At 62.0% G+C, this 25,379-nt stretch carries 22 protein-coding genes; 18 read left to right on the top strand and 4 right to left on the bottom strand.

Features of this window, described 5'->3' with window-relative positions; all coding sequences use genetic code 11:
* Nucleotides 1–18: 18 nt before the first annotated feature.
* The 12 genes from nrdR (at nt 19) to IB245_RS16275 (ending at nt 8,833) form a co-directional block, all read left to right on the top strand.
* Nucleotides 19–483 carry a transcriptional regulator NrdR gene (nrdR, locus tag IB245_RS16330; protein WP_003228656.1) on the top strand — a complete coding sequence of 155 codons (465 nt, stop codon included), beginning with the start codon at nt 19–21 and terminating at the stop codon, nt 481–483.
* A complete protein-coding gene (ribD, locus tag IB245_RS16325; RefSeq protein ID WP_192228073.1) occupies nt 480–1,613 on the top strand; it encodes a bifunctional diaminohydroxyphosphoribosylaminopyrimidine deaminase/5-amino-6-(5-phosphoribosylamino)uracil reductase RibD in 1,134 nt (377 codons plus the stop codon). The genes nrdR and ribD overlap by 4 nt, the downstream gene beginning before the upstream one ends.
* 46 nt (nt 1,614–1,659) lie before the next feature.
* On the top strand, nt 1,660–2,322 hold the full coding sequence (locus IB245_RS16320; RefSeq protein ID WP_008033746.1) for a riboflavin synthase: 663 nt from the start codon (nt 1,660–1,662) through the stop codon (nt 2,320–2,322).
* Nucleotides 2,323–2,338: 16 nt separating this feature from the next.
* A complete protein-coding gene (ribBA, locus tag IB245_RS16315; protein WP_008033745.1) occupies nt 2,339–3,430 on the top strand; it encodes a bifunctional 3,4-dihydroxy-2-butanone-4-phosphate synthase/GTP cyclohydrolase II in 1,092 nt (363 codons plus the stop codon).
* 91 nt (nt 3,431–3,521) lie between these two features.
* On the top strand, nt 3,522–3,998 hold the full coding sequence (ribE, locus tag IB245_RS16310) for a 6,7-dimethyl-8-ribityllumazine synthase (RefSeq protein ID WP_003228649.1): 477 nt from the start codon (nt 3,522–3,524) through the stop codon (nt 3,996–3,998).
* Complete coding sequence (nusB, locus tag IB245_RS16305) at nt 3,995–4,495, top strand: transcription antitermination factor NusB (protein ID WP_008042952.1); 501 nt, start codon at nt 3,995–3,997, stop codon at nt 4,493–4,495. The genes ribE and nusB overlap by 4 nt, the downstream gene beginning before the upstream one ends.
* A gap of 27 nt (nt 4,496–4,522) precedes the next feature.
* Nucleotides 4,523–5,488 (top strand): thiamine-phosphate kinase, encoded by a 966-nt coding sequence (thiL, locus tag IB245_RS16300; RefSeq protein ID WP_192228094.1) that lies wholly within the window; start codon nt 4,523–4,525, stop codon nt 5,486–5,488.
* Nucleotides 5,485–5,988 carry a phosphatidylglycerophosphatase A gene (locus IB245_RS16295; RefSeq protein WP_008033735.1) on the top strand — a complete coding sequence of 168 codons (504 nt, stop codon included), beginning with the start codon at nt 5,485–5,487 and terminating at the stop codon, nt 5,986–5,988. The genes thiL and IB245_RS16295 overlap by 4 nt, the downstream gene beginning before the upstream one ends.
* Nucleotides 5,989–6,009: 21 nt before the next feature.
* The gene (locus tag IB245_RS16290) at nt 6,010–6,747 is read left to right on the top strand and encodes a substrate-binding periplasmic protein (protein WP_192228072.1); all 738 of its coding nucleotides are present in this window, start codon (nt 6,010–6,012) and stop codon (nt 6,745–6,747) included.
* Nucleotides 6,748–6,999: 252 nt separating this feature from the next.
* Complete coding sequence (gene ribA / locus IB245_RS16285) at nt 7,000–7,617, top strand: GTP cyclohydrolase II (protein WP_008033730.1); 618 nt, start codon at nt 7,000–7,002, stop codon at nt 7,615–7,617.
* Nucleotides 7,614–8,033 (top strand): MFS transporter, encoded by a 420-nt coding sequence (locus IB245_RS16280; protein ID WP_192228071.1) that lies wholly within the window; start codon nt 7,614–7,616, stop codon nt 8,031–8,033. The genes ribA and IB245_RS16280 overlap by 4 nt, the downstream gene beginning before the upstream one ends.
* Nucleotides 8,033–8,833 (top strand): cobalamin-binding protein, encoded by an 801-nt coding sequence (locus IB245_RS16275; protein WP_192228070.1) that lies wholly within the window; start codon nt 8,033–8,035, stop codon nt 8,831–8,833. Before IB245_RS16280 ends, IB245_RS16275 begins: the two co-directional genes overlap by 1 nt.
* Nucleotides 8,834–8,943: 110 nt before the next feature.
* Here IB245_RS16275 and IB245_RS16270 read toward each other — a convergent pair whose 3' ends face one another.
* From IB245_RS16270 to IB245_RS16255, 4 genes are all read right to left on the bottom strand, one after another.
* Nucleotides 8,944–10,827, bottom strand: a complete 1,884-nt coding sequence (locus IB245_RS16270) for a TonB-dependent receptor domain-containing protein (protein WP_192228069.1) — start codon at nt 10,825–10,827, stop codon at nt 8,944–8,946.
* A 158-nt stretch (nt 10,828–10,985) separates the two neighbouring features.
* Nucleotides 10,986–12,884 (bottom strand): 1-deoxy-D-xylulose-5-phosphate synthase, encoded by a 1,899-nt coding sequence (dxs, locus tag IB245_RS16265; RefSeq protein ID WP_192228068.1) that lies wholly within the window; start codon nt 12,882–12,884, stop codon nt 10,986–10,988.
* A 91-nt stretch (nt 12,885–12,975) separates the two neighbouring features.
* Nucleotides 12,976–13,863 carry a (2E,6E)-farnesyl diphosphate synthase gene (gene ispA, locus IB245_RS16260; RefSeq protein ID WP_192228067.1) on the bottom strand — a complete coding sequence of 296 codons (888 nt, stop codon included), beginning with the start codon at nt 13,861–13,863 and terminating at the stop codon, nt 12,976–12,978.
* The gene (locus IB245_RS16255; RefSeq protein ID WP_007894317.1) at nt 13,860–14,102 is read right to left on the bottom strand and encodes an exodeoxyribonuclease VII small subunit; all 243 of its coding nucleotides are present in this window, start codon (nt 14,100–14,102) and stop codon (nt 13,860–13,862) included. Before IB245_RS16255 ends, ispA begins: the two co-directional genes overlap by 4 nt.
* Nucleotides 14,103–15,173: 1,071 nt before the next feature.
* Here IB245_RS16255 and IB245_RS16250 point away from each other — a divergent pair.
* Genes IB245_RS16250 through IB245_RS16225 form a run of 6 tightly spaced genes read left to right on the top strand, consistent with a single transcriptional unit; the run spans nt 15,174 to nt 25,351 of the window.
* The gene (locus IB245_RS16250) at nt 15,174–15,965 is read left to right on the top strand and encodes a YfaP family protein (protein WP_192228066.1); all 792 of its coding nucleotides are present in this window, start codon (nt 15,174–15,176) and stop codon (nt 15,963–15,965) included.
* Between the two features lie 36 nt (nt 15,966–16,001).
* Nucleotides 16,002–17,714, top strand: a complete 1,713-nt coding sequence (locus IB245_RS16245; RefSeq protein ID WP_192228065.1) for a DUF2138 domain-containing protein — start codon at nt 16,002–16,004, stop codon at nt 17,712–17,714.
* Entirely contained in the window at nt 17,699–18,349 is a 651-nt protein-coding gene (locus IB245_RS16240; protein ID WP_008035794.1) for a DUF1175 domain-containing protein, read from the top strand. The genes IB245_RS16245 and IB245_RS16240 overlap by 16 nt, the downstream gene beginning before the upstream one ends.
* The gene (locus IB245_RS16235; protein WP_192228064.1) at nt 18,346–22,911 is read left to right on the top strand and encodes an alpha-2-macroglobulin family protein; all 4,566 of its coding nucleotides are present in this window, start codon (nt 18,346–18,348) and stop codon (nt 22,909–22,911) included. Before IB245_RS16240 ends, IB245_RS16235 begins: the two co-directional genes overlap by 4 nt.
* Nucleotide 22,912: 1 nt before the next feature.
* On the top strand, nt 22,913–24,532 hold the full coding sequence (locus IB245_RS16230; RefSeq protein ID WP_192228063.1) for a DUF2300 domain-containing protein: 1,620 nt from the start codon (nt 22,913–22,915) through the stop codon (nt 24,530–24,532).
* 3 nt (nt 24,533–24,535) lie between these two features.
* The gene (locus IB245_RS16225) at nt 24,536–25,351 is read left to right on the top strand and encodes a YfaP family protein (protein ID WP_192228062.1); all 816 of its coding nucleotides are present in this window, start codon (nt 24,536–24,538) and stop codon (nt 25,349–25,351) included.
* Nucleotides 25,352–25,379 lie beyond the last annotated feature (28 nt).

The raw sequence follows: 25,379 nt of genomic DNA, 5'->3' as shown, positions 1-25,379 counted from the left end.
TTTTTGTTGCCTGCCACCATGCACTGTCCCTTCTGCGGTGCCAACGACACCAAGGTCATCGACTCGCGTCTGGTCGCCGAGGGCGAACAGGTGCGCCGCCGGCGCGAATGCCTGGCCTGCGGCGAGCGTTTCACGACGTTCGAAACCGCTGAACTGGTGTTGCCGCGCCTGATCAAAACCGACGGCAGCCGCCAGCCGTTCGACGAAGAAAAACTCCGCGCCGGCATGCAGCGTGCGCTGGAGAAGCGCCCGGTGAGTGTCGAGCGCCTCGAATCGTCGCTGGTGCACATCAAACACAAGCTGCGCGCCACCGGCGAGCGCGAGGTCAAGTCCCTCGTGGTCGGTGAACTGGTGATGGCCGAGCTGCAAAAGCTCGATGAAGTCGCCTACATTCGTTTCGCCTCCGTGTATCGGCGCTTCCAGGACCTCAACGAGTTCCGCGAAGAGATCGATCGCCTGGCCCGTGAGCCGGTGAAAGAATGACCACCTCCACAGAGCTTGCCATCCTCGACGCCCATTACATGGCGCGCGCCCTGGAACTGGCGCGCAAAGGCCATTACACGACGCATCCCAACCCGCGTGTTGGCTGCGTGATCGTGAAGGACGGGCAGATTGTCGGCGAAGGCTGGCACGAGCGCACCGGCGAACCCCACGCCGAAGTCCACGCGCTGCGCGCTGCGGGCGACAAGGCCCGTGGGGCCACCGCTTACGTGACTCTCGAACCGTGCAGCCACCACGGCCGCACGCCGCCTTGCGCCGATGCGCTGGTGAATGCCGGCCTCGCACGCGTCGTCGCGGCGATGCAGGACCCGAACCCGTCGGTGGCCGGCCGTGGCATGCAGCGTCTGGCTCAGGCCGGCATTGCCATCGAAAGCGGTGTGCTGGAAGGTGAGGCACGCAAGCTCAATCAAGGCTTTCTTAAGCGCATGGAACACGGCTTGCCGTTCGTGCGGGTCAAGTTGGCCATGAGCCTCGACGGTCGCACGGCGATGGAAAGCGGCGAGAGCCAATGGATCACCGGCCCGGCCGCACGTTCGGCGGTACAACGCCTGCGCGCCCAGGCCAGCGTGGTGCTGACCGGCGCCGACACCGTGCTGGCGGATAACGCCCGTTTGACCGTGCGCGCTGACGAGTTGGGGCTGGACGCCGAGCAAACCGCATTGGCAATGAGCCGTCCGCCGCTGCGCGTTTTAATAGATGGCCGCCTGCGCGTGCCGCTGGATGCGCCATTCTTCAAGGCCGGCCCGGCGCTGGTCGCCACCTGCATGGCGATTGAAGAACAATACGCCAACGGCCCGGAATGCCTGATTGTGGCCGGCGACGATGGCTTGGTTGACCTGCGCAAGTTGCTGGTCGAACTGGCCAATCGCGGCGTCAACGAAGTGCTGGTCGAGGCCGGTCCGCGTCTGGCCGGGGCCTTTGCCCAGCAAGGTCTGGTGGACGAATTCCAGATCTTCATCGCCGGCAAGTTCCTGGGCTCGTCAGCGCGCCCGTTGCTGGACTGGCCACTGGCGCAGATGAAAGACGCGCCCGAGCTCAAAATCACTGAAATCCGCGCGGTTGGCGATGACTGGCGAGTCATTGCCATTCCTGCGCCGACGGCGAGCGTATAATTCCGGGCCTGCGCCACGCGACGGCCCTGTTCTCGAGGAGGACTTCATGTTTACCGGCATCATCGAATCCATCGGCAGTATTCGTGCATTGACCCCAAAAGGCGGAGATGTGCGGGTCCATGTAGAAACCGGCAAGCTCGATCTGAGCGACGTCAAACTGGGCGACAGCATTGCGGTCAACGGCGTGTGCCTGACGGCCGTTGAGCTGCCAGGCAACGGTTTTGCCGCGGACGTCAGTCGCGAAACCCTCGACTGCACCGCCATGAACGACCTGAAAAGCGGCAGCCCGGTCAATCTGGAAAAAGCCCTGACCCCGACCACTCGCCTCGGCGGGCACCTGGTCAGCGGTCACGTCGATGGCGTGGGCGAAGTGGTTGCCCGCACCGAGAACGCACGCGCCGTGGAATTCCGCATCCGTGCACCGAAAGAACTGGCCAAGTACATCGCCCACAAAGGCTCGATCACCGTCGACGGCACCAGCCTGACCGTGAACGCGGTCGATGGCGCCGAGTTCTTGCTGACGATCATTCCGCACACCCTGAGCGAAACCATCATGGCGTCGTACCAGCCGGGTCGCCGGGTGAATCTGGAAGTGGACTTGCTGGCCCGTTACCTGGAGCGCCTGTTGCTGGGTGACAAGGCCGCCGAGCCGACTTCCAGTAACATTACCGAAAGCTTTCTGGCCGCCAACGGCTACCTCAAATCCTGACCCAAGGGGGTGCCTTGTGGCGCTCAATAGCATCGAAGAACTGGTTGAAGACATCCGCCAAGGCAAGATGGTCATCCTCATGGATGACGAAGACCGCGAGAACGAAGGCGACCTGATCATGGCCGCCGAGTGCTGCCAGGCCGAACACATCAATTTCATGGCCAAGCACGCCCGTGGCCTGATCTGCATGCCGATGAGCCGCGAGCGCTGCGAAACGCTGAAGCTGCCGTTGATGGCGCCACGCAACGGTTCCGGTTTCGGCACCAAGTTCACCGTGTCCATCGAAGCCGCCACCGGCGTGACCACCGGCATCTCCGCCGCTGACCGTGCGCGCACCGTGCAGGCCGCTGCCGCGAAAGACGCCAAGGCTGAAGACATCGTCAGCCCCGGCCACATCTTCCCGCTGATGGCCCAGGCCGGTGGCACCCTGGCTCGCGCCGGTCACACTGAAGCTGCCTGCGACCTCGCGCGCATGGCCGGTTTCGAGCCGAGCGGCGTGATCTGCGAAGTGATGAACGACGACGGCACCATGTCCCGTCGCGCCGAACTGGAAGCTTTCGCCGCCGAGCACAACATCAAGATCGGCACCATCGCCGACCTGATTCACTACCGGATGATCCACGAACGTACCGTTCAGCGGATTGCCGAGCAGCCGCTGGACAGCGAACTGGGCCAATTCAACCTGGTGACCTATCGTGATTCCGTGGAAGGCGACGTGCACATGGCACTGACCCTGGGCACCGTGTGCGCCGAAGAACCGACCCTGGTTCGCGTGCACAACATGGACCCGTTGCGCGACCTGTTGATGGTCAAGCAACCTGGCCGCTGGAGCCTGCGTGCCGCCATGGCCGCGGTTGCCGAGGCTGGCAGCGGCGTGGTGCTGTTGCTCGGTCACCCGCTCGATGGCGACGTGTTGCTGGCGCACATCCGCGAAACCGCCGATCACGCAGCGGTGAAAAAACCGACCACCTACAGCATCGTCGGTGCCGGTTCGCAGATCCTTCGGGACCTGGGCGTGCGCAAAATGCGCCTGATGTCTGCGCCAATGAAATTTAATGCGATATCCGGTTTCGATCTGGAAGTTGTAGAATACGTGCCCTCCGAATAATGACCGGTTGTTCCCGGCCCTGTATTCGCGGTTCAAATATCACTGAGGGACGCGTAGAAGACGCGTCCCGGCTCTTTAAGAGAACTAACGAATGACCCTGAAGACCATCGAAGGTACCTTCATCGCCCCTAAAGGCCGCTACGCTTTGGTAGTGGGCCGTTTCAACAGCTTCGTTGTTGAAAGCCTGGTCAGCGGTGCAGTTGATGCCCTGGTTCGCCATGGCGTGAGCGAAAGCGACATCACCATCATCCGCGCACCTGGCGCCTTCGAAATCCCGCTGGTTGCGCAGAAAGTCGCTCAGAAGGGCGAGTTCGCAGCCATCATCGCTCTGGGCGCGGTCATTCGTGGCGGTACTCCGCACTTCGAATACGTGGCGGGCGAATGCACCAAGGGCCTGGCCCAGGTGTCCATGGAGTTCGGCGTTCCGGTTGCCTTCGGCGTCCTGACCGTTGATTCCATCGAGCAAGCCATCGAACGTTCCGGCACCAAGGCCGGTAACAAAGGTGCCGAAGCTGCCCTGTCCGCTCTGGAAATGGTCAGCCTGCTGGCGCAGTTGGAGGCCAAGTGATTAGCGACGAAAGCGATCGTTTCAACCCGCGCGATCCAAAGCCTGCGGATGCCGGCAAGCCATCGAAAAGCGTCAAGCGTCGCGAAGCCCGTCAGCTCGCGACTCAGGCGCTGTACCAATGGCACATGGCCAGGCAATCGCTGAACGAGATCGAAGCGCAGTTCCGGGTCGATAACGATTTCAGCGATGTCGACGGCGCCTACTTCCGTGAAATCCTGCATGGGGTTCCCGCGCAGAAAGACCGTATCGACGCCGCACTGACACCTTGCCTGGACCTGACCATTGAAGAGCTGGACCCGGTTGAACTGGCGGTATTGCGCCTGTCCACCTGGGAACTGCTCGAGCGCGTCGATGTGCCTTACCGCGTTGTGATCAACGAAGGTATTGAACTGGCGAAGGTCTTCGGTTCCACCGACGGCCACAAGTTCGTCAACGGTGTACTCGACAAGCTGGCCCCGCGTCTGCGTGAAGCTGAAGTGAAGGCGTTCAAGCGCTGATTGGCGCTTGAACTCTTTGTCTCAGCCATGGGCGAGTTTGAGCTGATCCGCAATTTCTTCGCCGCCGCGCCTTGTGCGCAGGGCGGCGAAGGCGTTGCCCTGGGGATCGGCGATGACTGCGCCTTGCTCGCTGTTCCTCCCGGGGAGCAGCTGGCGATTTCCACCGACACGCTCGTGGCCGGTGTGCATTTCGCAGACCCCTGCGACCCGTTTCTGCTCGGTCAGCGTTCGCTGGCCGTGGCCGTCAGCGATCTGGCGGCCATGGGCGCCACCCCCGTTGCCTTTACCCTTGCCCTGACCTTGCCGACGGTAACCGCCGATTGGCTGGACGCCTATGCCCGTGGTTTGAACCGCATGGCGCAGAACTGCGGCGTCGCGCTGGTGGGGGGCGACACTACCCGTGGGCCGCTGAGCCTGACCATGACCGTGTTCGGGCGTGTGCCTAGTGGTTTGGCGTTGACCCGCAGCGGTGCGCAACCAGGCGACCTGCTGTGTGTCGGCGGCGAGCTGGGCAACGCCGCCGGTGCCTTGCCGCTGGTGCTCGGTCAGCGCACGGCTGAAGCCGCCGTCGCCGATCCGCTGCTGGCGCATTACTGGTCGCCACAGCCGCAACTCGCGCTGGGCCAGGCGTTGCGCGGTAAAGCCACCTCGGCGCTGGACATCTCCGATGGCTTGCTCGCCGACTGCGGGCACATCGCGCTCGCGTCGAGGGTCGGCATTCAGGTTGAGCGGGACCGCTTGCCGCTGTCGAAGGCCCTAGTGGCTTTCCTCGGTCAATCGGGCGCCGAAAACGCCGCCCTGAGCGGTGGTGACGATTACGTACTGGCCTTCACCTTACCGTCCGTCGAGTTGCCGGGGTTGCTGGCAGATGGCTGGCCAATCCATGTGATCGGGCGCGTGGTCACGGGGCAGGGCGTTGTGCTGCTGGATGCCGCCGGACAAGACATCACCCCGCAAGCACGGGGCTATCAACATTTTCGGGAGACACCGTGACAGATCATCCCAAACAGGTTCCGGCGGAATTCGTACCGCCGTCGGTCTGGCGCAATCCCTGGCATTTCCTGGCGTTCGGCTTCGGCTCGGGCACCTTGCCAAAGGCACCGGGCACCTGGGGTTCGTTAGTTGCGCTACCCTTTATTCCGTTGTGGCAGATGCTGCCCGACTGGGGTTACTGGCTGATGCTGGGCATCACCATGCTGTTTGGCTTCTGGCTGTGCGGCAAAGTGGCCGACGATCTGCGGGTGCACGACCACGAAGGCATCGTCTGGGACGAAATGGTCGGGATGTGGATCACCCTGTGGCTGGTGCCGGAAGGCTGGTACTGGTTGCTCGCGGGCTTTCTGGTGTTCCGCTTCTTCGACATCCTCAAGCCGTGGCCGATTCACTGGATTGACCGGCATGTGCACGGCGGTGTCGGGATCATGCTCGACGACGTATTGGCCGGAGTGTTCGCGTGGCTGGCGATGCAGGGGCTGGTATGGATTTTCGCCTGAGTGGCGGAACAGGGAACTAGGATGGCTCGACGCTGGTTGGCTGTGATGGGTTTCGCACTGTTTGCTTCGCTCGCCCAGGCGGGGGAGGCAGTGACAACGCCATCGGTGATTCATCTGGCCAGCGAAGACTGGGAAGACTACACCGCCGCCGATGGCCATGGCCTGGGTTGGGACGTGTTGCGCGAAGTCTTCGAACCGGTCGGCGTCAAACTGGACATCAGGACCGAACCCTACATTCGCGCCATCGGCCTGGCGCAGCGTGGCGAAGTGGACGCCTGTGTCGGTGGTTATCGGGATGACGTCAGCGACTTGCTGTATCCGCGCTGGAATTACGACACCGATCACATTTACGCCCTGGGGCTGGCCAGCAATCCGGTGCCGACGCCGCAAACGCTGGGCAACTACCGGCTGGCCTGGGTCCGGGGTTACAGCTTCCAGAACTACCTGCCCAACGTACGTCGCTATAACGAGGTGATGCGGCGCACCGGCATTCTGTCGATGCTGACCCACAACCGTGCCGACTACTACATCGACGCGCTGACCGAGGTGGATTACGTGCTCCGCTGGACCAAGGATCCGTCCCAGTTCCGGCGCACGCACATCGCGGAATTGCCGCTGTACCTGTGCTTTGCCAATACGCCCAAGGCGCGAAAACTGATGGCGCTGTTCGACCAGCGAATGGACGTGCTGGTCAAAAACGGCCAGTTGAAACCGATTTTCGAACGCTGGAAACAGCCGTATCCGTTCGACCCGAATTGAACACAAATTCCGCGGCACACCGCGAACATTGTAGGAGCCGGCTTGCTGGCGATGGCGTCCATTCAGGCGATAAATATGCAGGCTGAACCTCCGCTATCGCCAGCAAGCCGGCTCCTACAGGTGTTGTTGCGCACTCGGTGATCAAACTTTTAGATCGTTATGCTCCATAATTCAGCCTAAGCGTCTGTAGGAACCTGCTGTTACAATGCCGCGTCTGCGAATCTCCAGTACTTATTGATCAGGAGCACACCGGTGCCTGTCGTTTTTGTCGCCGCTTCCAAGCTGCCAACGCCTTTTGCGCAATTCACCATGCATGGCTTTCTCGATGAAGAGAACGGACGCGAGCACGTTGTCCTGAGCCTCGGTGAGTTCGACGACGGTGCCCCGGTACTCGGCCGCTTGCACTCTGAATGCCTGACCGGCGATGCCTTGTTCAGCCAGCGCTGCGACTGCGGCTCGCAACTCGAGGCAGCCTTGCAGGCCATCGCCCGCGAAGGCCGTGGCGTATTGCTGTATTTGCGTCAGGAAGGCCGTGGCATTGGCCTGCTGAACAAAATCCGCGCCTATGAATTGCAGGACGGCGGCGCCGACACCGTTGAAGCCAACGAGCGTCTGGGCTTCGCCGCCGACCAGCGCGACTACGCCATGTGCCTGCCGATGCTCGAGCACCTGGGGGTGAAATCCCTGCGCCTGATGACCAACAACCCGCGCAAGGTCAAAGCCTTGACCGACATGGGCATCGTCGTCGCCGAGCGCGTGCCGCTGCACACTGGCCACAATCCGCACAACAAACTCTACCTGGCCACCAAGGCCAGCAAGCTCGACCACATGATGGGCAACGAGCATCAGGGTGAGGTAGACCGGGCGTGACCCGGGGTCAAGTGCGGCGCCGACTGTCCGTCAGCTGGTGGCAATACCTGGCGCTGGCCCTGCTGCCGCTGTTCGTGATCAACGGCGTGTTTGGCCAGGGCGAGGCGATCCTGCCGGTGCTGGCGATGCCGCTGTTCATCGCCGGTGTGGCCTCGATGTTTGTCAGCCTGAAGTTTTTCGGTGGCTACAAACACGCACTGATCGCCACCCAGAAAGCCCTCGATACCCCTGAAGAGCCCGCCGCGTGGATTGTCCTGGCTGCCAAGCGCCGCACTGCGTTTCTGGCTGCCGGTTTACCGGCCTGGATCGGTGCGTTGGCCGTATTTGTCGGTCTTGAAACGGTGCCGTTGGTGCTGTTGGCGCTGTCGACCACGGTGCTGTTCTACCTCTACCGTATCCCGCGTCAACTCGGCTGATGCGCCGCATCGGGCTGGCGGTTTTGCTGCTGGTCGTCAGTAGCCTGACCTTTGCGGTCGAGCGCGTCGTCAGCCTCGCGCCGTCTCTCTCTGAAATCGTCGTTGAGCTGGGTTCTGCTGATCTTCTGGTCGGCGTACTGGATGCCGGCGATCGTCCTGCTGAACTCAAAGACCTGCCTTCCGTTGGCCGCTATGGCCAGTTGGGCATGGAGCGGTTGCTCAGCCTCAAACCCGATTTGCTGCTGCTCTGGCCCGGCAGTGTCGGCTCGGCCCAGCGTGAACAACTCAAGCGCCTGAACATCCCTACGTACGTCGCCGACCCCCACACTTTTGATCAACTGACCGCGCAAATCGAGGCGATTGCCACGCAGCTTGGCCGGGCCGAGCGAGGCGCGACATTGGCCAGCGAACTGCGTCAGCGCCTCGATGCACTGCGCCAGCGCTATCGGCGGGATGAACCGCTGCGGGTGTTTTATCAGGTCTGGGATCGTCCGCTGTACACCGTCGGTGGCGGGCAGATCATCAGCGATGCACTGGACGTGTGCGGCGCGCGCAATGTGTTTGCCGACCTGACATTGCCAGCGCCGCAGGTCAGCGTGGAGGCGGTGTTGCAGCGTAATCCCGAGGTGATTCTGGCCGGTGATCAGGCGCAGCTGGAGGCGTGGAAGGCGTGGCCGCAAGTGACGGCGGTGGCGCAGGGGCGATTGCGGTTGGTGACGGATAAAGGGCTGGAGCGGCCGAGTGGGCAGATGATCGAGGCGACGGCCAAGCTCTGCCAATTGATAGCGCCCGATCGTTAAACCGCGGCGCGGCCTTCGCGGGCAAGCCTCGCTCCTACAAAGCACCGTGATCCTCTGTAGGAGCGAGGCTTGCCCGCGAAGAGGCCCGCCCGAACACCGCAAATGTCAGATCAGATCTCCGGCGTCCAGGTCACCCCAAACATCCACGCCCGACCTTCTTCGCGATACCCATACTGACTACCCTCATGGCTGTACAACGCCCGGCTGTAACCCTTGTCCAGCAGGTTATCGACCTTCAGCTCAAGCTTGATCTCACGATTCAGCTCCCAACTGCTGCGCAATCCCAGCAGCGCATACCCGCCTAACGGCTGCCGATTGTCCTCATCGTCAAAGCTGCTGCTCACCGCTTGCCAACTGGCGCCGAGACCCAGTCGATCAAACTGTCGATCCAGATCCAGGCTCAAGGTCCGCCGTGCACGACGCGCCAGGGTGTGCCCACTGTCGCGATCCCGCGGGTCGATGAACGCCACGCCAAGGTTACTCTGCCAACCGAACAGCTCCTGCTTCAACGCCGCTTCAAACCCGTTGATCCGCGCCGAGGCGACGTTTTGCGGGCGGTCGTTGCTGCCGAAGATAATCGCGTCCTTGAGGTCGGTGCGATACAGCGAGGCTTCGAGGCGGCTGTTTTCGGTTAGCTGACTGCGCCATTGCAGCTCGTAGCTTTTCGAGGTTTCAGGCTTCAGGTCCGGATTGCTGAAATCCGGGTAATACAAGTCATTGAACGTCGGTGCGCGAAAGCCTTCGCTGTAGGTCAGCAGCACATCGTTGTCCGGGTTCAACGGCAGGGTGAAGGTGCCGCTCCAGCTGTTCTGGCTGCCGAACTGCTGGTTCTGGTCGCGGCGCAAGCCCAGCTCCGTGGAAAAGCTGTCGGCCTGATAGCGATGCTGGATAAATGCCGCGCGGTTCCAGCGGCTGTCCTCGTCAAATGCGGTGCTGCTGTTGATGCGGTCTTCGTACCAATCACCGCCGAGGATCAGGCTGTTGCGCGCGTCGAGCGTCAGGTCGTTCTGCCAGTTCACCGAGTCTCGGTAGGTGTTGAACACGCTGCGTTCATCGCTGAGCTTGTCGAAGGTCTGCTCGCGGTTTTCGCTGTGGCCGAACTCAACGCGGGTTTTCCACCGGTCGTTGATGCGCGCATCGAGGTAACTGCTGAGGCTGCTCACCGTGAATTCGTTGTAAGGCTGCTGCTGGACCGATTCGAAGGTGGTGGCATCGAAGCGGCCGAACGGGTTGTCGAACGCGCTTTTGCCACGGTTATCCAGCAGGTTGGCGCCGATTTCGAGGTCATCGGTGAGGGCGTGACTCAGGCTCAGGCTCACCGACTTGTTGCGATACTCATCGTGATCACCATCGCTGGGGTACGACGCGTGGGTGCGATTGATCCCGGCGGTCTCATCGAGACTGGCGCCCAGGTTGAAGCGGGTTTGCTCATCGCCACCGGACACGCCAAGGCTGCGCTCCCACGTCTGGTTGCTGCCAAAACCCATGTGCAGGCGCGGTTGCAGGCCTTGTTCGGCGCCACGACGGGTGAAAATCTGGATCACCCCACCAATCGCATCGCTGCCATAAATCACCGAGCGGGAGCCGCGCAGCACTTCCACGCGCTCGACTTGCTCGATGTTGATGTGTTGCAGGTTGCTGTCGCCGGAAGTCGAGTTGCCGATGCGTTGACCGTCCACCAGCACCAGGCTCTGAGCGGATTTGGTGCCGCGAATGTAAACCCCCGGCAAGCTGCCGCGCCCACCGGTTTGCCCGACTTGCACGCCCGGCACGCGACGCAGCAGGTCGGTGACGCTGCCCGGTTGCAGGCGGTCGATGTCGTCGCGGGTGAACACGGTGTTGGCGGCGCTGCTGTCGTTGCGCGCTTCGACCTGGCGGTTGGCGCTGATCAGCACGTCGGGCAGTTTCAGGGCTTGATCGCGTTCGAAGGTGTCGGCCAGGAGCGGGCCGGACGGCAGAAGGGTCAGCGTCAGGGCGAGGCGGGAGAGTTTCATGGGGAATCCGGGCGAACACACATTTTGAAAGACACAGAAAACCAATGTGGGAGCGAGCCTGCTCGCGATGACGGTGTGTCAGTCAATGAATAAGTTGACTGTCAGTCCGCTATCGCGAGCAGGCTCGCTCCCACAGGGTGTTGCATGCATCCAGAGATTTAGCTGTTGAGCAGTTGCAGGCGTTCGCGGATCGAGGCTTCGATCCCGGCCTCGTCCAGCCCGCACTCGGCCAGCATTTGCGCGGGCTTGGCGTGTTCGACGTAAAGGTCCGGCAAGCCCAGGTGCAGCACCGACTTGAGGATGTTCTCGCGGGCGAGGAATTCGCTGACCGCGCCACCGGCACCGCCCATGATTGCGTTCTCTTCGATGGTCACCAGCAACTCGTGGCTGCCGGCGATTTCGCGAACCAGCTCTTCATCCAGCGGTTTGACGAAACGCATGTCGACCACGGTGGCATCCAGCGTCTGGGCGACTTTCAGCGCCTCGGCCAGTTGCACGCCGAACACCAGCAGGGCGACTTTGCTGCCCTGACGGCGAACCACGCCCTTGCCGATTTCGATTGGTTGCAGGTCTTTCTCGATCGTTGCGTTCGGGCCGTTGCCGCGCGGGTAACGCACCGCCGCCGGGCCGTTGTACAGATGGCCCGTGGTGAGCATTTTGCGCAGTTCGTTTTCGTCGCTCGGGGTCATCACCAGCATGCCGGGGATGCAACGCAGGAACGACAGGTCGAAACTGCCGGCGTGCGTCGGGCCGTCTTCGCCAACCAGACCTGCGCGGTCGATGGCGAACAGGACGTCGAGGTTTTGCACCGCCACATCGTGAACAAGCTGATCGTAGCCGCGTTGCAGGAACGTCGAGTAGATCGCCACCACCGGTTTCGCGCCTTCACAGGCCATACCCGCCGCGAAGGTGACGGCGTGCTGTTCGGCAATCGCCACATCGAAATAGCGCAGCGGGAAACGCTCGCTGAAGGCCACCAGGTCGGAGCCTTCTTTCATCGCCGGGGTGATGCCCACCAAACGTGGGTCGGCCGCGGCCATGTCGCACAGCCATTCGCCGAACACGCCGGAATACTTCGGACCGCTGGCTTTTTTCGGCGCAGCGGCCGGAGCGTCCAGCGGTTCGAGTTTGGTGATGGCGTGGTAACCGATCGGGTCGACTTCCGCCGGGGCGAAGCCTTTGCCTTTCTTGGTGACGATGTGCAGGAACTGCGGGCCTTTGAGATCGCGCATGTTACGCAGAGTGGCGATCAGGGTCGGCAGGTCGTGGCCATCGATCGGGCCGATGTAGTTCCAGCCCAGCTCTTCGAACAGCGTGCCGGGAACCAGCATGCCTTTGGCGTATTCTTCGGTGCGACGGGCGATTTCCCAGGCGCCGGGCAGGCGCGACAGGACCTTTTTGCTGCCTTCACGCATGCTCGCGTAGGTGCGGCTGGAAAGGATTTTCGCCAGGTAATTCGACAAGCCGCCGACGTTGCGCGAGATCGACATGTCGTTGTCGTTGAGGATCACCAGCATGTTGGCGTCCACTTCCGGCGCGTGGTTCAGCGCTTCGAACGCCATGCCGGCGGTCAACGCGCCGTCGCCGATCACTGCAATGGCCTTGCGATCACTGTTCTGCAGGCGGGCGGCAATGGCCATGCCCAGCGCTGCGCTGATCGAGGTGCTGGAGTGGCCGACGCCAAAGGTGTCGTACTCGCTCTCGGAGCGGCGCGGGAAGGCGGCGACGCCGTCCTTCTGGCGCAGGGTGCCCATGCGCTCGCGACGGCCGGTGAGGATCTTGTGCGGATAGGCCTGATGACCCACGTCCCACACCAGCCGGTCGTCCGGGGTGTCGAAGACGTAATGCAACGCGATGGTCAGCTCGATGACGCCCAGGCCGGCACCGAAATGCCCGCCGGTCTGACCGACCGTGTAGAGCAATTCCAGGCGCAACTCATCGGCCAGGGTTTCCAGCTCGGCTTCGCCTAACCGGCGCAGGCCGTCCGGCGTGTTGGCACGGTCGAGCAGGGGCGTGGTCGGGCGCTTGCGGGGAATCTCATGAAACGTCGTGGGCATCAGGCGAATCGTTATAGGTATAGAAGAGGCGGCAGTTTACCTGATGCATCGGCCCCTGCCCACGCGTTGCTCTTTTTTGGCGGATACGCTGTCAGCTGCGCCGTTCGACGATATACCGGGCCAAATCGCGCAATGGCTCGGCGGCCGCGTCAAACGGTCGCAGCGCATGCAGGGCCTGATCGCGCAGTTCCAGCGCGTAGGCTTTGGCCGCATCAAGGCCGAGCAGGGCCGGGTAGGTCGGTTTGTCGCGCGCGATGTCGGCGCCCTGGCGTTTGCCGAGGGTTTCGGTATCGCTTTCGACGTCGAGAATGTCGTCCTGCACCTGGAAGGCCAGGCCGATGGCCTGTGCATAGGTCTGCAAGGACTTCAGTTCGTCTTTCTCGGCCCGGCCGCTGGCGAGGGCGCCGAGTTTGACGCTGGCCTCAATCAGCGCGCCGGTCTTGTGCCGGTGCATGTATTCGAGGGCTTTCTGATCGAGCTTCAAGCCGACCGAACCGAGGTCGATGGCTTGACCGCCGACCATGCCGGCCGGCCCTGCTGCCAATGCCAATGCGCTGACCATTTGCAGGCGGATCTCAGCATCGGACGTGCTCAGGCGCGGGTCGAGCAGGGCGCTGAAGGCCAGGCTCTGCAAGCCGTCACCGGCGAGAATCGCGCAGGCTTCATCGAATTTTTTGTGGGTGGTCGGCTGGCCGCGACGCAGATCGTCGTCGTCCATCGCCGGCAAATCGTCGTGCACCAGCGAATAAGCGTGGATCAGTTCCACCGCGCAGGCAGCGCCGTTGGCTTGCTCGGGCTTGCCGCCCAGCGCTTCGCACGCTGCGTAGGCCAGCAGAGGGCGCACGCGCTTGCCGCCGTTCATCACGCTGTAGCGCATGGCTTCGTAGAGCCGCGCGAGTTCCGGGCTTGGTGCGTTGAACAGGGTTTCCAGTGCCGCGTTGACGCGGGCCTGGCTCGTCGCCGAATACGCTGCAATCATTCTGGTTGATCCGCGTCGAAGGGTTCCTCGGCGAGCTCGCCATCACGTTCGAGCAGCACTTGAACCTTCTGCTCGGCCTGGGCCAGCGCTGCCTGGCAATCACGGGTCAGACCGATGCCTTGCTCGAAAGCCGTCAGCGAGTCTTCCAGCGACAGTTCGCCGTTCTCCAGTCGCTCTACCAGCGTTTGCAGGTCGGCGAGGGATTGTTCGAAATCCAGTGCAGCTTTTTTGCGGGCCATGGCGGCGATTTCCGGTTGACGTTAAACCGGCGCGACACTAGCAGACATGGGGGTTATGGGCAAATGAGGGCATTGTCTGGTGCGCGGTTGGTTGGTTGGGGGTATATCCGTTTTTGCGGTAACGGCTTCTATTGGTTCCGCCCTTACGGCGGGTCACTTGGAAGAGCCCCAAGTAACCAAGGGCTTTTGCCCCTTTCGTTCGGTGCCTCGCTGTGGCTCGGCATGCCCTCGCTCCGGTCCTGCTCCGTGGGCCCGCCGCGATCGGCCATCCCTGGCCGTGCGCGGCTAACCCGGCATCCATGCCGGGTTGCCCACTGCGCAGAACCTGCGCTCGGCCTCTCGAGGGGGCGTGCACCGCCAGATCAAAAGCTGAAGGCGAGCTAACGCTCGGCCTGATGAGTGGTGAGAGTCAAAAGCACACGCCGACCCCTGTAGGAGCCGGCTTGCTGGCGATGGCGGTGGGTCAGTCAACGTGTGTATTGACTGGACGGACGCTATCGCCAGCAAGCCGGCTCCTACAGGGGGGGGCGTACGAACAAAGAGCCAGGTCGGCTGGCAGGCCGCCTCGTTTTTGCCTTGGCTTTTGATCTTGATCTGCCCCGTCGGAAGGCCGGAGCGAGGGTATGCCGAGCATTAGCGAGGCACCGTACGTCAGGGGCGCGGGCGCTTGGTTACTTGGCGCTTTTCCAAGTAACCCGCCGTAAGGGCGGAACCAATAGCCGCCGCTACCCCAGTAATGGATATGTACACCATCAAAAAACTCGTCACCAGACACACAGCCTTCGCGAGCAAGCCCGCTCCCACAAAGGTGCCGGATACATCCGCAGGACTGCTTTCTCAGGTAACAGCCCTACTGCAGTGACGAGGATCATTCGGCTCACACCCAACAATCATCGTGATCCCCCCCGCAATTCAAGATGTATCCGATTGTTAAAAACCCGCCAAATGGCTAACCTTCGCGCCTTCTACGACCCAATAGTCACGGGTCTTTCTGACGAAACGCAGTATTTGGATCTGTAACGCGCCGAGGATCAGGCGCAAGGTTTCGTTATGCATGGCAGGAGGCATCACATGCGTTCATTTCTTCTATTGCTGATGGGGTGGGTCTGCGCGACCGCAGCCTGTGCCGAACCGACAGCCGAGCTGTCGGAACCGGTGGGCGGCTGGCGCTACAACGGCCTGCTCGATCGCAGCGAAAACCCGCAAGTCGCCTACCCAACGCCGCCCATCGACCGGGGCGTACAGCGCAATCGCACGATGATCGAAGGCCAGCTCAAGGCCATCGGCACTCAACGCGGGCCGCACACGCTGGCGGTCAACGGCAATCCTCTGAACCTGTACACCGACGACCAGGGGCGTTTCGCCCGGCCGTATGCGTTTGGCGCGGGCTCCAACAGTGTCGAAGTGCGCAGCGTCGAAGGCCAGTCCCTAAAGCGCGTCCAATTCTATGAATCCAACAACCTGCGTACCCCGGCGCGGATTCGCGTGGTGCTGGGTTGGGACGATCCGAAAGCCGAGCTCGACCTGCACATCATTACCCCCGACGGCCAACATGCGTTCTGGGCTCGCCCGGCGATGAGCAACGGCGGCGGCCTCGACCCGGACGGCGTCGACGGCCCCGGCCCGGAAATGTTCACCATGACCGCGCCGCTGCATGGCACCTATCTGGTTTACGTGAACTATTGGGGCAACTTCGGCAGCGGCGGCTATAACTTCGATGAGACCAGCAACCAGAACGAGGTGATCACCTCGCAGATCAACCTGGTGCTGAACGAAAACACCGTCGACGAAAAACGCGAGACCTTCATCGTGCCCCTGCGCGCGATCGGTGACCTGCTGCTGGTCAAGACTTTCAACTATTAAGCATCCCGCACCACGGATGAACTGGGCGTTGTGAACATGAGCGATAACACTGTTACCCCGGCTGCTGACGCACCTGCTGCCAAACCTTCCCGGCGCTGGCCGTTGCTGTTGGGCGGGCTGATCCTGGTGGCTGGCGTGGCGGCCGGACTTGGCTGGTTCATGCACAAACCCAAGGCGCCGGCGGCGCAATTGGCCAGCGACAAACTGGGCATGAGCCGCCCGGACGGTCTGCTTGAAACCCGCTCCTTGAGCCAATTGCCCAAGGACTTGCTGGCGGTGCCGTTCCTCAAGGAAACCCTGACCGAAGATTTCGTCTTCTATTACGAAGCCCATGCCGATCGCCTCGGCTTGATCGGCAGTCTGCGGCGGATCATCTACGAACATGACCTGAAGTTGCAGGACAGCCTGATCGAGCAGCTTTTCGATCAGCCGGCGGATGTCGCGTTGTGGCGCGGGGCGGATGGTCGCCTGAAGGACTTTTTGTTGGTGATGGATCGCGGTGGTCTGGCCAAGGTGCTGGAGCCGCTGGCCAAAGTGGCGCTGGATGATTCGCAGCTGACGCAACTTGGTGACATCAAAGTCGCCGGCGATACGGTGCCGCTGTTTCAGCTCACCTACAACAACAGCAAGGCGCTGCTGTTTGCCTCTCATGGCGACAAGCTGGTGGTGCTGTCCAATCCTTCGAAACTGTACGACAACAGCAATGGCCCGATCGATGAGCCTGGGATGGTTTCGATTCAATCGCTGGAAGCATTGCTAGGCGGTCAGAAACTCTTCCCCGAAGCCTTCGGCCTGCCACTGCGCGCGCCGGAAGTGAAACAGCGCCTGTCGGTCAATTCCAGCGTGCTGGCCATGGGTTACCAGCGGTTCATCCCGAACTTCGCCGGCCTGCGTTTCGACATGGACGATAAGGGCTGGCACAGCTTCCTCGCCATGGACGAACTGGAAAACCAGCCGGACTTCGATTTCAAACCGATCTGGCAAGCCATGCCGATGGGCGCCAGCGCTTGCGTGGCCTTGCCGCTCGCCGCCGAACAACAGAAGCCGTTGCTGGTGAAACTCGGCGCCGAAGAAACCGTGGCCCAGGCGCTGACCGAACACATGGCCGGTGCCGCCGGCCTGTGCTGGTACGCCGATTCGCGGCTGTACACGCCGCTGCTGGTGGCCAGTCTGAATGACGACGACAGCGCCAAACTCGACGGCGACCTGGGTAACTTGTTCAGCTCGATGGTCGGCGCCTACGAAGGCAACGTCGAAGAACACGCGTTCCCGGTGGTCGAGAAACAGGAGGGTGAAAACCGCCAGTGGCAGCGTCAGGTCAGTTCCAATTTCGGCCCTTACAAAGCCAAGGACGCCGAGGACCCGAACGCGATCACCGGCAAGGCGTTCATGCGCGTGAGCCTGGCGCGCCACGGTTCGACGCTGCTGTTCTCCCTCGACGACAAGCTCGTGGACAAAGCCCTCGGCACCCTCGACAAACGCTTCCCGCCGATGGCCGACGTGGTGCCGAAAGACCTGTTGATGCCGGTCTACTTCGGCCCGGATTCCATGGCGCAGCTGATGCAACAGGAAACCCTCGACAGCCTGCCGCAGGACATGGAGCCGGTGTTCTACAACGCCGCGCAAACTTACCTGATCCCGAAACTGCGCAAGCTCGGCGGCTACGGCAAATACGCGCTGACGTTGCCGGAAGGCAGCGAGCCCGACGGCCATTGGCAATGGCTGCCGCTGGAATGGAAAGCGCTGTGACCGCACTTATCCGAGGCCTCGGCCTGCTGGCGATGTTGCTGGGCAGTCGGGTGTTTGCCAGTGACGCCGCGCCGCTCGACGTGCAGCAATCCCAGGTATTCCGCGCCTGGTTCGTGCGCATCGCCCAGGAGCAACTGACCCAGGGCCCGAGCCCGCGCTGGTATCAGCAGGACTGCGCCGGGCTGGTGCGCTTCGCCGCCAACGAAGCGCTGAAAGTCCATGACGACAAATGGCTGCGCAGCAATGGCCTGTCTAACCGCTACCTGCCGCCGGAACTGCAATTGAGCGAGGCGCAACGCGGCCTCGCCCAGCAATGGCAGCAGGGCGGCGGCAAGGTCGGGCCATACGTCAACGCGATCAAACTGATTCAGTTCAACAGCCATCTGGTTGGCCGCGACCTGGCGCAAGCCCGGCCCGGCGACCTGATGTTTTTCGATCAGGGTGACGACCAGCACCTGATGATCTGGATGGGCCGCTACATCGCCTATCACACCGGCACCACCACCCCCACTGACAACGGCATGCGTTCCGCGAGCCTGCAGCAACTCATGACATGGAAGGACACCCGATGGATACCCGACGCAGCCAACCCCAACTTCATCGGCGTCTATCGACTGAACTTTCTCTCCCAATGACCGGTGCCCGCATGCTGCGTTTTCTGTCTCTACTGTTGGTATTGGTCCTGCCTTTTTCGGCAGTGAATGCCGAAGACACCGTCGAACCGAGCGGCTACACGCCGGTGGCCGGTGAAAGCTTTTTCCTGCTGGCGGACAGCAGTTTCGCCAGCGACGAACAGGCGATGGTGCGCCTCGAAGCGCCGGGCCGCGACTATCGTCGTTTCCGCATGGAGCCTTACGGCGGCGCGGACATTCGTGTGTACCGCATCGACAAACCGCTGGATTTCCTCAAGCGCCAGAAGAACCTGCACCGCGTGGTCAGCGACGGTCAGTTCAAGGGTGAAGGCCTGTCGAACACCCTCGCGTACCTGTGGGACAACTGGTACCGCAAATCCCGTCGCGTGATGCAGCGGGCGTTTTCCTACGAGTCGCGTAAACAAGTCACCGAGGAAGTGCCTGAGCTGAAGATGGGCACTGCGATTGCCGCGCCAACGCCTTACGACGCGCAGCCGCAATTCGCACTGATCCCGGGTCTGCCGGTGGTCAGTCAGTTCCGTTATCCACTGTGGCAAGCCAAACCGATCCAGCCGCCTGAGGGCGTGAACCTCGCCGGTTCGTCCAGCGAGTTCGTCACTGTCGCACCGGGCAACGTGTACATCCCGTTGGGCAACCTGAAGCCGGGCCTGTACCTGGTGGAAGCGCTGATCGGCAAGTACCGCGCGACCACCATGGTTTTCGTTTCCAACACCGTGGCCGTGAGCAAGATTGCCGGTGATGAACTGCTGGTCTGGGCGGCGCGTAAACACGAAGGCAGTTCGGTGCCGAAGGTTAATGTGTTGTGGACCGATGGCCTCGGCGTGATGAGCAGTGGCGCCACCGATGCCGATGGTTTGCTGCGCCTGAAACACGTCAGCCCGGAGCGTTCGTTCGTGATCGGCGAGGACGAAGAGGGCGGGGTATTTGTCTCCGAAAACTTCTATTACGACAGCGAAATCTACGACACCAAACTGTATGCGTTTACGGACCGGCCGCTTTATCGGCCGGGGGATTGGGTGTCGCTGAAAATCGTCGGTCGCGAGTTCAAGAACGCCCGTGACTCGGTGTTGCCGACGGCGGCGGATGTGAATGTCACGGTGCTCGATGCCACCGGCACCGCGCTGCAAACGCTGGCGCTGAAACTAGATTCCAAGGCCGGCACTCAAGGTCGTTTCCAGCTGCCGGACAACGCGGTCGCGGGCGGTTATGAACTGCGTTTCAGCTACAAGGATCAGGCCTACAGCAGTGCTTTCCGCGTGGCTGAATACATCAAGCCGCACTTCGAGATTTCGCTGAACCTGGCCAAGCAGGATTACCGCACCGGCGAACCGGTGAAAGGCAGCCTCGTGCTGTTGTACCCGGACGGCAAACCCGTCGCGAATGCCAAGTTGAGCCTGAGCCTGCGCGCCCAGCAACTGTCGATGGTCGATAATGAGCTGCAATACCTCGGGCAATTCCCGGTGGAGTTGACCAGCACCGAACTGACCACCGACTCCAAGGGCAACGCGACCCTCGACCTGCCCGCCGCCGAAAAACCTAGCCGTTACATGCTCACCGTTTTCGCCAGCGATGGCGCGGCGTATCGGGTCAAGACCACCAAGGAAATCCTCATCGACCGTGGCGCCGCGAGTTTCCGCTTGAACGCGCCGCAGCGCTTCAGTGCGGTGGGCGACAAGGTTGCGTTCAGCTACGCCAACGAAGGTGGCAGCGAGCAGAGCAAAGCAGTCACGCCGAGCGGCTACAGCTGGGTGCGTCTGGAAGATCAGACCACGGGCGAAGGCAAACTGGCGGCAAGCGATAAAGGCTTCACCTTGGCCTTCGAACGTCCGGGGACTTACAACCTGACGTTGAAGGATGACCATGGTCGCGTGGTCGGTGCCACGGGGCATTCGGTCACTGGCGATGGCGTCAAAGCCGTGCCCGGCACCGTGGAAATCGTCCTCGATAAACCCGAGTACAAGGCGGGCGACGAAGCCCTCGCGCTGATCACTTTCCCCGAGCCTGTCAGCGATGCCTTGCTGTCGCTGGAACGCGACAAGGTCGAGGCCACGGCGTTGATGTCGAAGGGCGGCGACTGGCTGAAAATGGAAAAACTCAGCGACACCCAATACCGCGCGCGCATTCCGGTGAAGGATAATTTCGCGCCGAACCTGACCTTCTCCGTGCTCTACACCAAGGGTGGCCAGTACAGCTTCCAGAACGCCGGCATCAAGGTGGTTGCGCCGCAAATCGACGTCGCCATCGTCACCGATAAAGAGGTGTATCAGCCGGGCGATACGGTGTCCGTTGACCTGACCACTCAGTTCGCGGGCAAGCCGATTCCGGCGCACCTGACGGTCAGCGTTGTCGACGAAATGGTCTACGCGCTGCAACCGGAAGTGGCGCCGACCATCGACCAGTTCTTCTATCACCCGCGCCGCAACAACGTGCGCACCAGCGCCAGTCTGTCGTTCATCAGCTACGACGTCGCGTTGCCGGGCAGCCCTGGTGCGCCGGGCAAAGCCAATCGCAGCGAGCGTGGTGTGAAAGTGCTGGAGCGGCCGCGTCGTGAAGACGTCGACACTGCCGCGTGGCAGCCGGAATTGATCACCGACGCCAACGGCAAAACCCGCTTCACCTTCAAAATGCCGGACTCGCTGACCCGCTGGCGCATCACTGCGCGTGCCATCGCCGATGACGGTCAGGTCGGGCAGAAAAAGCAATTCCTGCGCTCGGAAAAGCCGCTGTACCTGAAGTGGAGCGGCCCGACCAAATTCCGCACTGGCGACAAACCGGATCTCGGCGTGTTCGCCTTCAGCCAGGCGGAAAAACCGGTCAAGGCTGAGCTGGTGATTCATTTCGCCGGCGCCGAACAACGGGTGCCGGTGACGCTGAACAACGGCATCAATTACATCGCGCTGCCGGCGTTCGACTTGGCCAGTGGCGAGTGGACCGCCGAGCTGGTGCAGGACGGCAAAACCGCTGACACCCTGGCCGTGCGTCTGACCGCGACCGGCGAAGGTTGGCTCGTTACGCAGAGTCAAAGCCTGGATGTGGCCAGCGGTGATACGCCGCTGACCTTGCCGGCAGATGCGACGGACATTCGCCTGCGTCTGGATGACAGCCCGCAAGCGCTGTTCCGTTCGGCACTGGATGATTTGCTCAGCTATCCGTACGGCGGCGTCGAGCAGACGGCCAGTCGTTTGTTGCCGTTGAGCATTGCCTACCCGACCTTGTCGGCGAACCCGCAGATCCGCGATCGCTTGCGCCTGATCATGCAGAACAGCCGTCTGCGCCTGGTGCAAATGGCCGGGCCGTCGGCGAGTTTCACCTGGTGGGGCATGGACGGTGAGCCGGACGCGTTCCTCACCGCGTACGCCTATTACGCCGACTGGCACGCCAGCAAAGCGCTGGAACTGAGCCTGCCGCCGGAGCATTGGCAGCGGGTGCTGGAGGTGTATTCGAAGCAGGCGAAAAACACACCGCTGTTGCAGCGTGCGTTGATCCTGTCGTTCGCCAAACAGATGCAATTGCCGGTCAACACGTTGCTCAGTGGTTTGATGGATGATCTGGCGAAAGCGGGCGAGGGCAATGCCGCGACGCTGATGGAGGATGGCGAAGACAGCATTGTCATGAGCGATCCGGATTCGGCGTTGGGCCTGGCGGCGGCGCGTGCGTTGACCGCTTCTTTGGCGAAGCAGTCGAAGGTCACTTTGCCGGATGCTTTCAATCGGCAACTGGCGGATGCGCAACAGCGTCTGGCCGTCAGTTCGCAGCCGTTTGCCGAAGCCTTGAACCTGTCGCTGCAAAGCTTCGATCAGGCTCATGCGCAAGCGTTGTTGCAACGTTTGTTGCCACAGCAATCGACCCTGGAACGCGCATTGGCGCTGACCTGGTTGCAACGCAGCATCGAGCAGGCTTCGCCCACCATCGCACTGGCACCGGGTGAAGGCTGGAAGAAAAAATACGGTGATACCGGTGAGATGTATTGGACGTGGCAGGGCGCTTCGTCGGTGCCGGCAGTGCTATCGCTGAGCGGGACGCAAGAGCGCCCGTTGCGTGCCGCGTTGAGTTTCCAGACCAAACAACCGCCGGTCGATCCGATGGCGGTGACCATCACCCGTCGCTTGTCGCGTCTGGTGCCGGGTGACGAAGCCTTCACCTTCAAACTGGAAGCGGTGAGCACCAAGCCGTTGTCCAGCGACAGCCTGTATCTGGACGAAGTGATCATCACCAGCAAAGCCGCGAAACCGCTGCGCTACGGCATGATCGAAGTGCCGCTGCCACCGGGCGCGGATGTCGAGCGCACCACGTGGGGCATCAAGTTGATGGGCAAGGCGGGCACCGAACCGACGGCGCTGGAGAAGGCGCGCTTTGAGCCGGGCCAGATGGCTTACGCAATTCCGGTGGATGCCTTGAGCGGCGAATTGCGTTTGCGCCATTTAGTGCGCTTCTCGCAGAAGGGCCAGTTCAACCTGCCGCCGGTGCGTTTCACTCAGGTCTACGCGCCGCAGCATCAGGCTCAGGAACAGAAACCGGCGCTTGGCCAGGTCACGGTCAACTGACATGACCCGGCGTTGGTTCTGGTGGCTGCTGTGTTTGATCCCTGCGCTGGCGACGGCGCAGGACGAGCCGCTGCGTCTGGGCTTCAAGGGTGAATTGCTGTCGCTGAGCCGGACTCAGGTGATTGCTCGCGAACCGTTGCCTTCGGATTTGCAAACGCCATTGGGCAGTCTGTGGAAGTTGTTTGTGTACGGCTGGCTGGTGGATACCGACGCCCGTGAGCCTGCGTATGAGTGTCGCGGGCAGTCGAAAGAAGAAGTCTATTGCTGCACCGCAGGCGGCAAGATCGAGCGCGATCAGGCGCTGGTGAAGTCGTGTGGCTTGTACTTCGAGCCTGCGCGGTTGGGCATTGCTGGCGCGGATTGGCGCACGTATTGGCAGGCACGGCAGGCACCGGAGTGGTTGCTGGACTTGCCTTCATTGCAGCCATCCACGCGAGTGTCGGTGGCTGAATTGCTTAAAGTGCTGGCCGTGATGCCCGCGCAGGATCAGGCACGGCGAGTGTTGCTGGATGTGGTGTTGAATGCCGCCGACGGCAATGTCGTGGGCGAACTCGGTGGTCGGTTGCGGGTGAAAACCTGGAGCTGGTTGGGCGACCAGGATCCATCGTCGCGCCAAGGTGGGTTTGCCGGTTGGTTGGCGGATGGCACGCCGATCTGGGCGGGTGGACGCGGGACCAGTCAAATGGTGCTGCGCAATTATGGTGAGGCGTTGGCTTCGGTGCTGCCGGTTGAATGGCCTCTGGATGCGGGGCGCTGCGTCGAAGTCGGTCTGTTTTCTCGTTATCCGATCGGGCGGGTTCTGGCGGGGGATCGTGTTGTTTCTTCCGGACCATTGCAGGGCGATTTTCGCGTCGAGTTTTCTAATGGCAACCAACTCGATATCCACAGCGACGGAGAACTGTTTTTGGTGGGCGATAAATTGATCGCCCGTCTGGATCGCGAAGAATACGTCGCTCGCGTCCTGCAACGAGAAGCCAAACCCGAACCTGCTGAAGCCGCCAAAGCGTTGGCCATCGCCATCCGCACCTACCTGCTGCAAAACGCCACCCGCAACGGCGACTGCCTGAGCATCGACGACAGCAGCAGCCGCCAACGCGTCGCCCCACGCCCGGCCACCGCCGAATCACGCAACATCGCCGCATGGACCAGCGACCTGGTACTCGCCGGCAGCACCGTCACCTATCACTCCGACCAACCCGGCCCGGACAAACTCTCCTGGCAGCACGCCGTCGAACAAGCCAACGCAGGCCAGCGCTACGACGCCATCCTGCTGCACGCCTACCCGCGCGCGAGCCTCAGCCGCTGGGACAACCCCGTCGCCTCCTGCGAAGCACTGCCCGCTGCTCAAGACTGGCTGCAAACCCAACGACGCGGCTGGCGCCAACGCCTCGAAAACGAAACCGGCTACAACGAAGTCAGCACTTTCGCCGTCTGCCGCCTGGCCTTCGGCCGCCCCTACGTCGACCGCGAACGTCAGCGCATTTACGTGCGCGGCGTGCTGTCGCTGCAAGACCGCCTCGACCTGACCCACGAATACCTGCACCTGGCCTTCGAAGCACACCCCAACGGCCAGGATGAAACCTACATCGAAGGGCTCGCCCGCCACCTCTTGCTGGAATAGGCCATGAAACTCCGTTATCCACAGGTCTTCCTGTTCCTTTGTTCTGTTTGCGTATTGCCGACGGTTTTTGCGGCTGAAAGCGCCGTCAAACTCGACACCCCCGTCGGCGGCTGGCGCACAGGCGCGGCCGAGGGCGAAGGCGAAAACTTCCGCCAGACCGTCAACTACCCGGCCTCCTCGGTGAGCACGCCGGTGGGCCAAGCCAACACCGCACGCATCACCGGCCAGATCAAAGCCACACCCAAGTCCACTGAACCGGGCCGGTTGATCGTCAACGGCGTCAGCATGCCGCTGAAGATCGACTCCGCTGGACGCTTCGATCGACCGTTCTCCTTCCCCAACGGCAGCAACAGCGTCGAAGTCCGCAGCCCCGACGGCCAACAACGGCATCGCACGCAGTTCCTCAATGCAAGCGGTGGTGCGACACCGGCGAAATTGCGGGTGTTGCTGGCCTGGGACAGCGACGGCACGGATCTGGATTTGCACCTCATCACGCCCGATGGCGCGCACATCTGGTACGGCGATCGTGTTGCGCCCAATGGCGCGGCGCTGGATGTGGACGTGACGACGGGGTATGGGCCGGAAATCTTCGCCATGCCGGCGCCGATCAAAGGACAGTATTTGGTGTATGTGAATTACTTTGGGGGCGGGTATCGGAGTGATGAAGAGGGGCAGGAGGATGCGGTTCAGCCGCTGACGACGGCGCAGGTGACGGTGATTACCGAGGAAGGGACGCCGAACGAGAAGATGGAGACTTTTCTGGTGCCGATGCGGGCGGTGGGGGAGTTGACGTTGGTTAAGGGGTTTAGTTATCCGTGAGGCTCAAACACCGCATTCGCAGTGTTTG

It is taken from the genome of Pseudomonas sp. PDM02 (assembly GCF_014852285.1).
Taxonomy (GTDB): Bacteria; Pseudomonadota; Gammaproteobacteria; order Pseudomonadales; family Pseudomonadaceae; genus Aquipseudomonas; species Aquipseudomonas migulae.
This window is presented reverse-complemented; position numbering and strand designations above follow the sequence as displayed.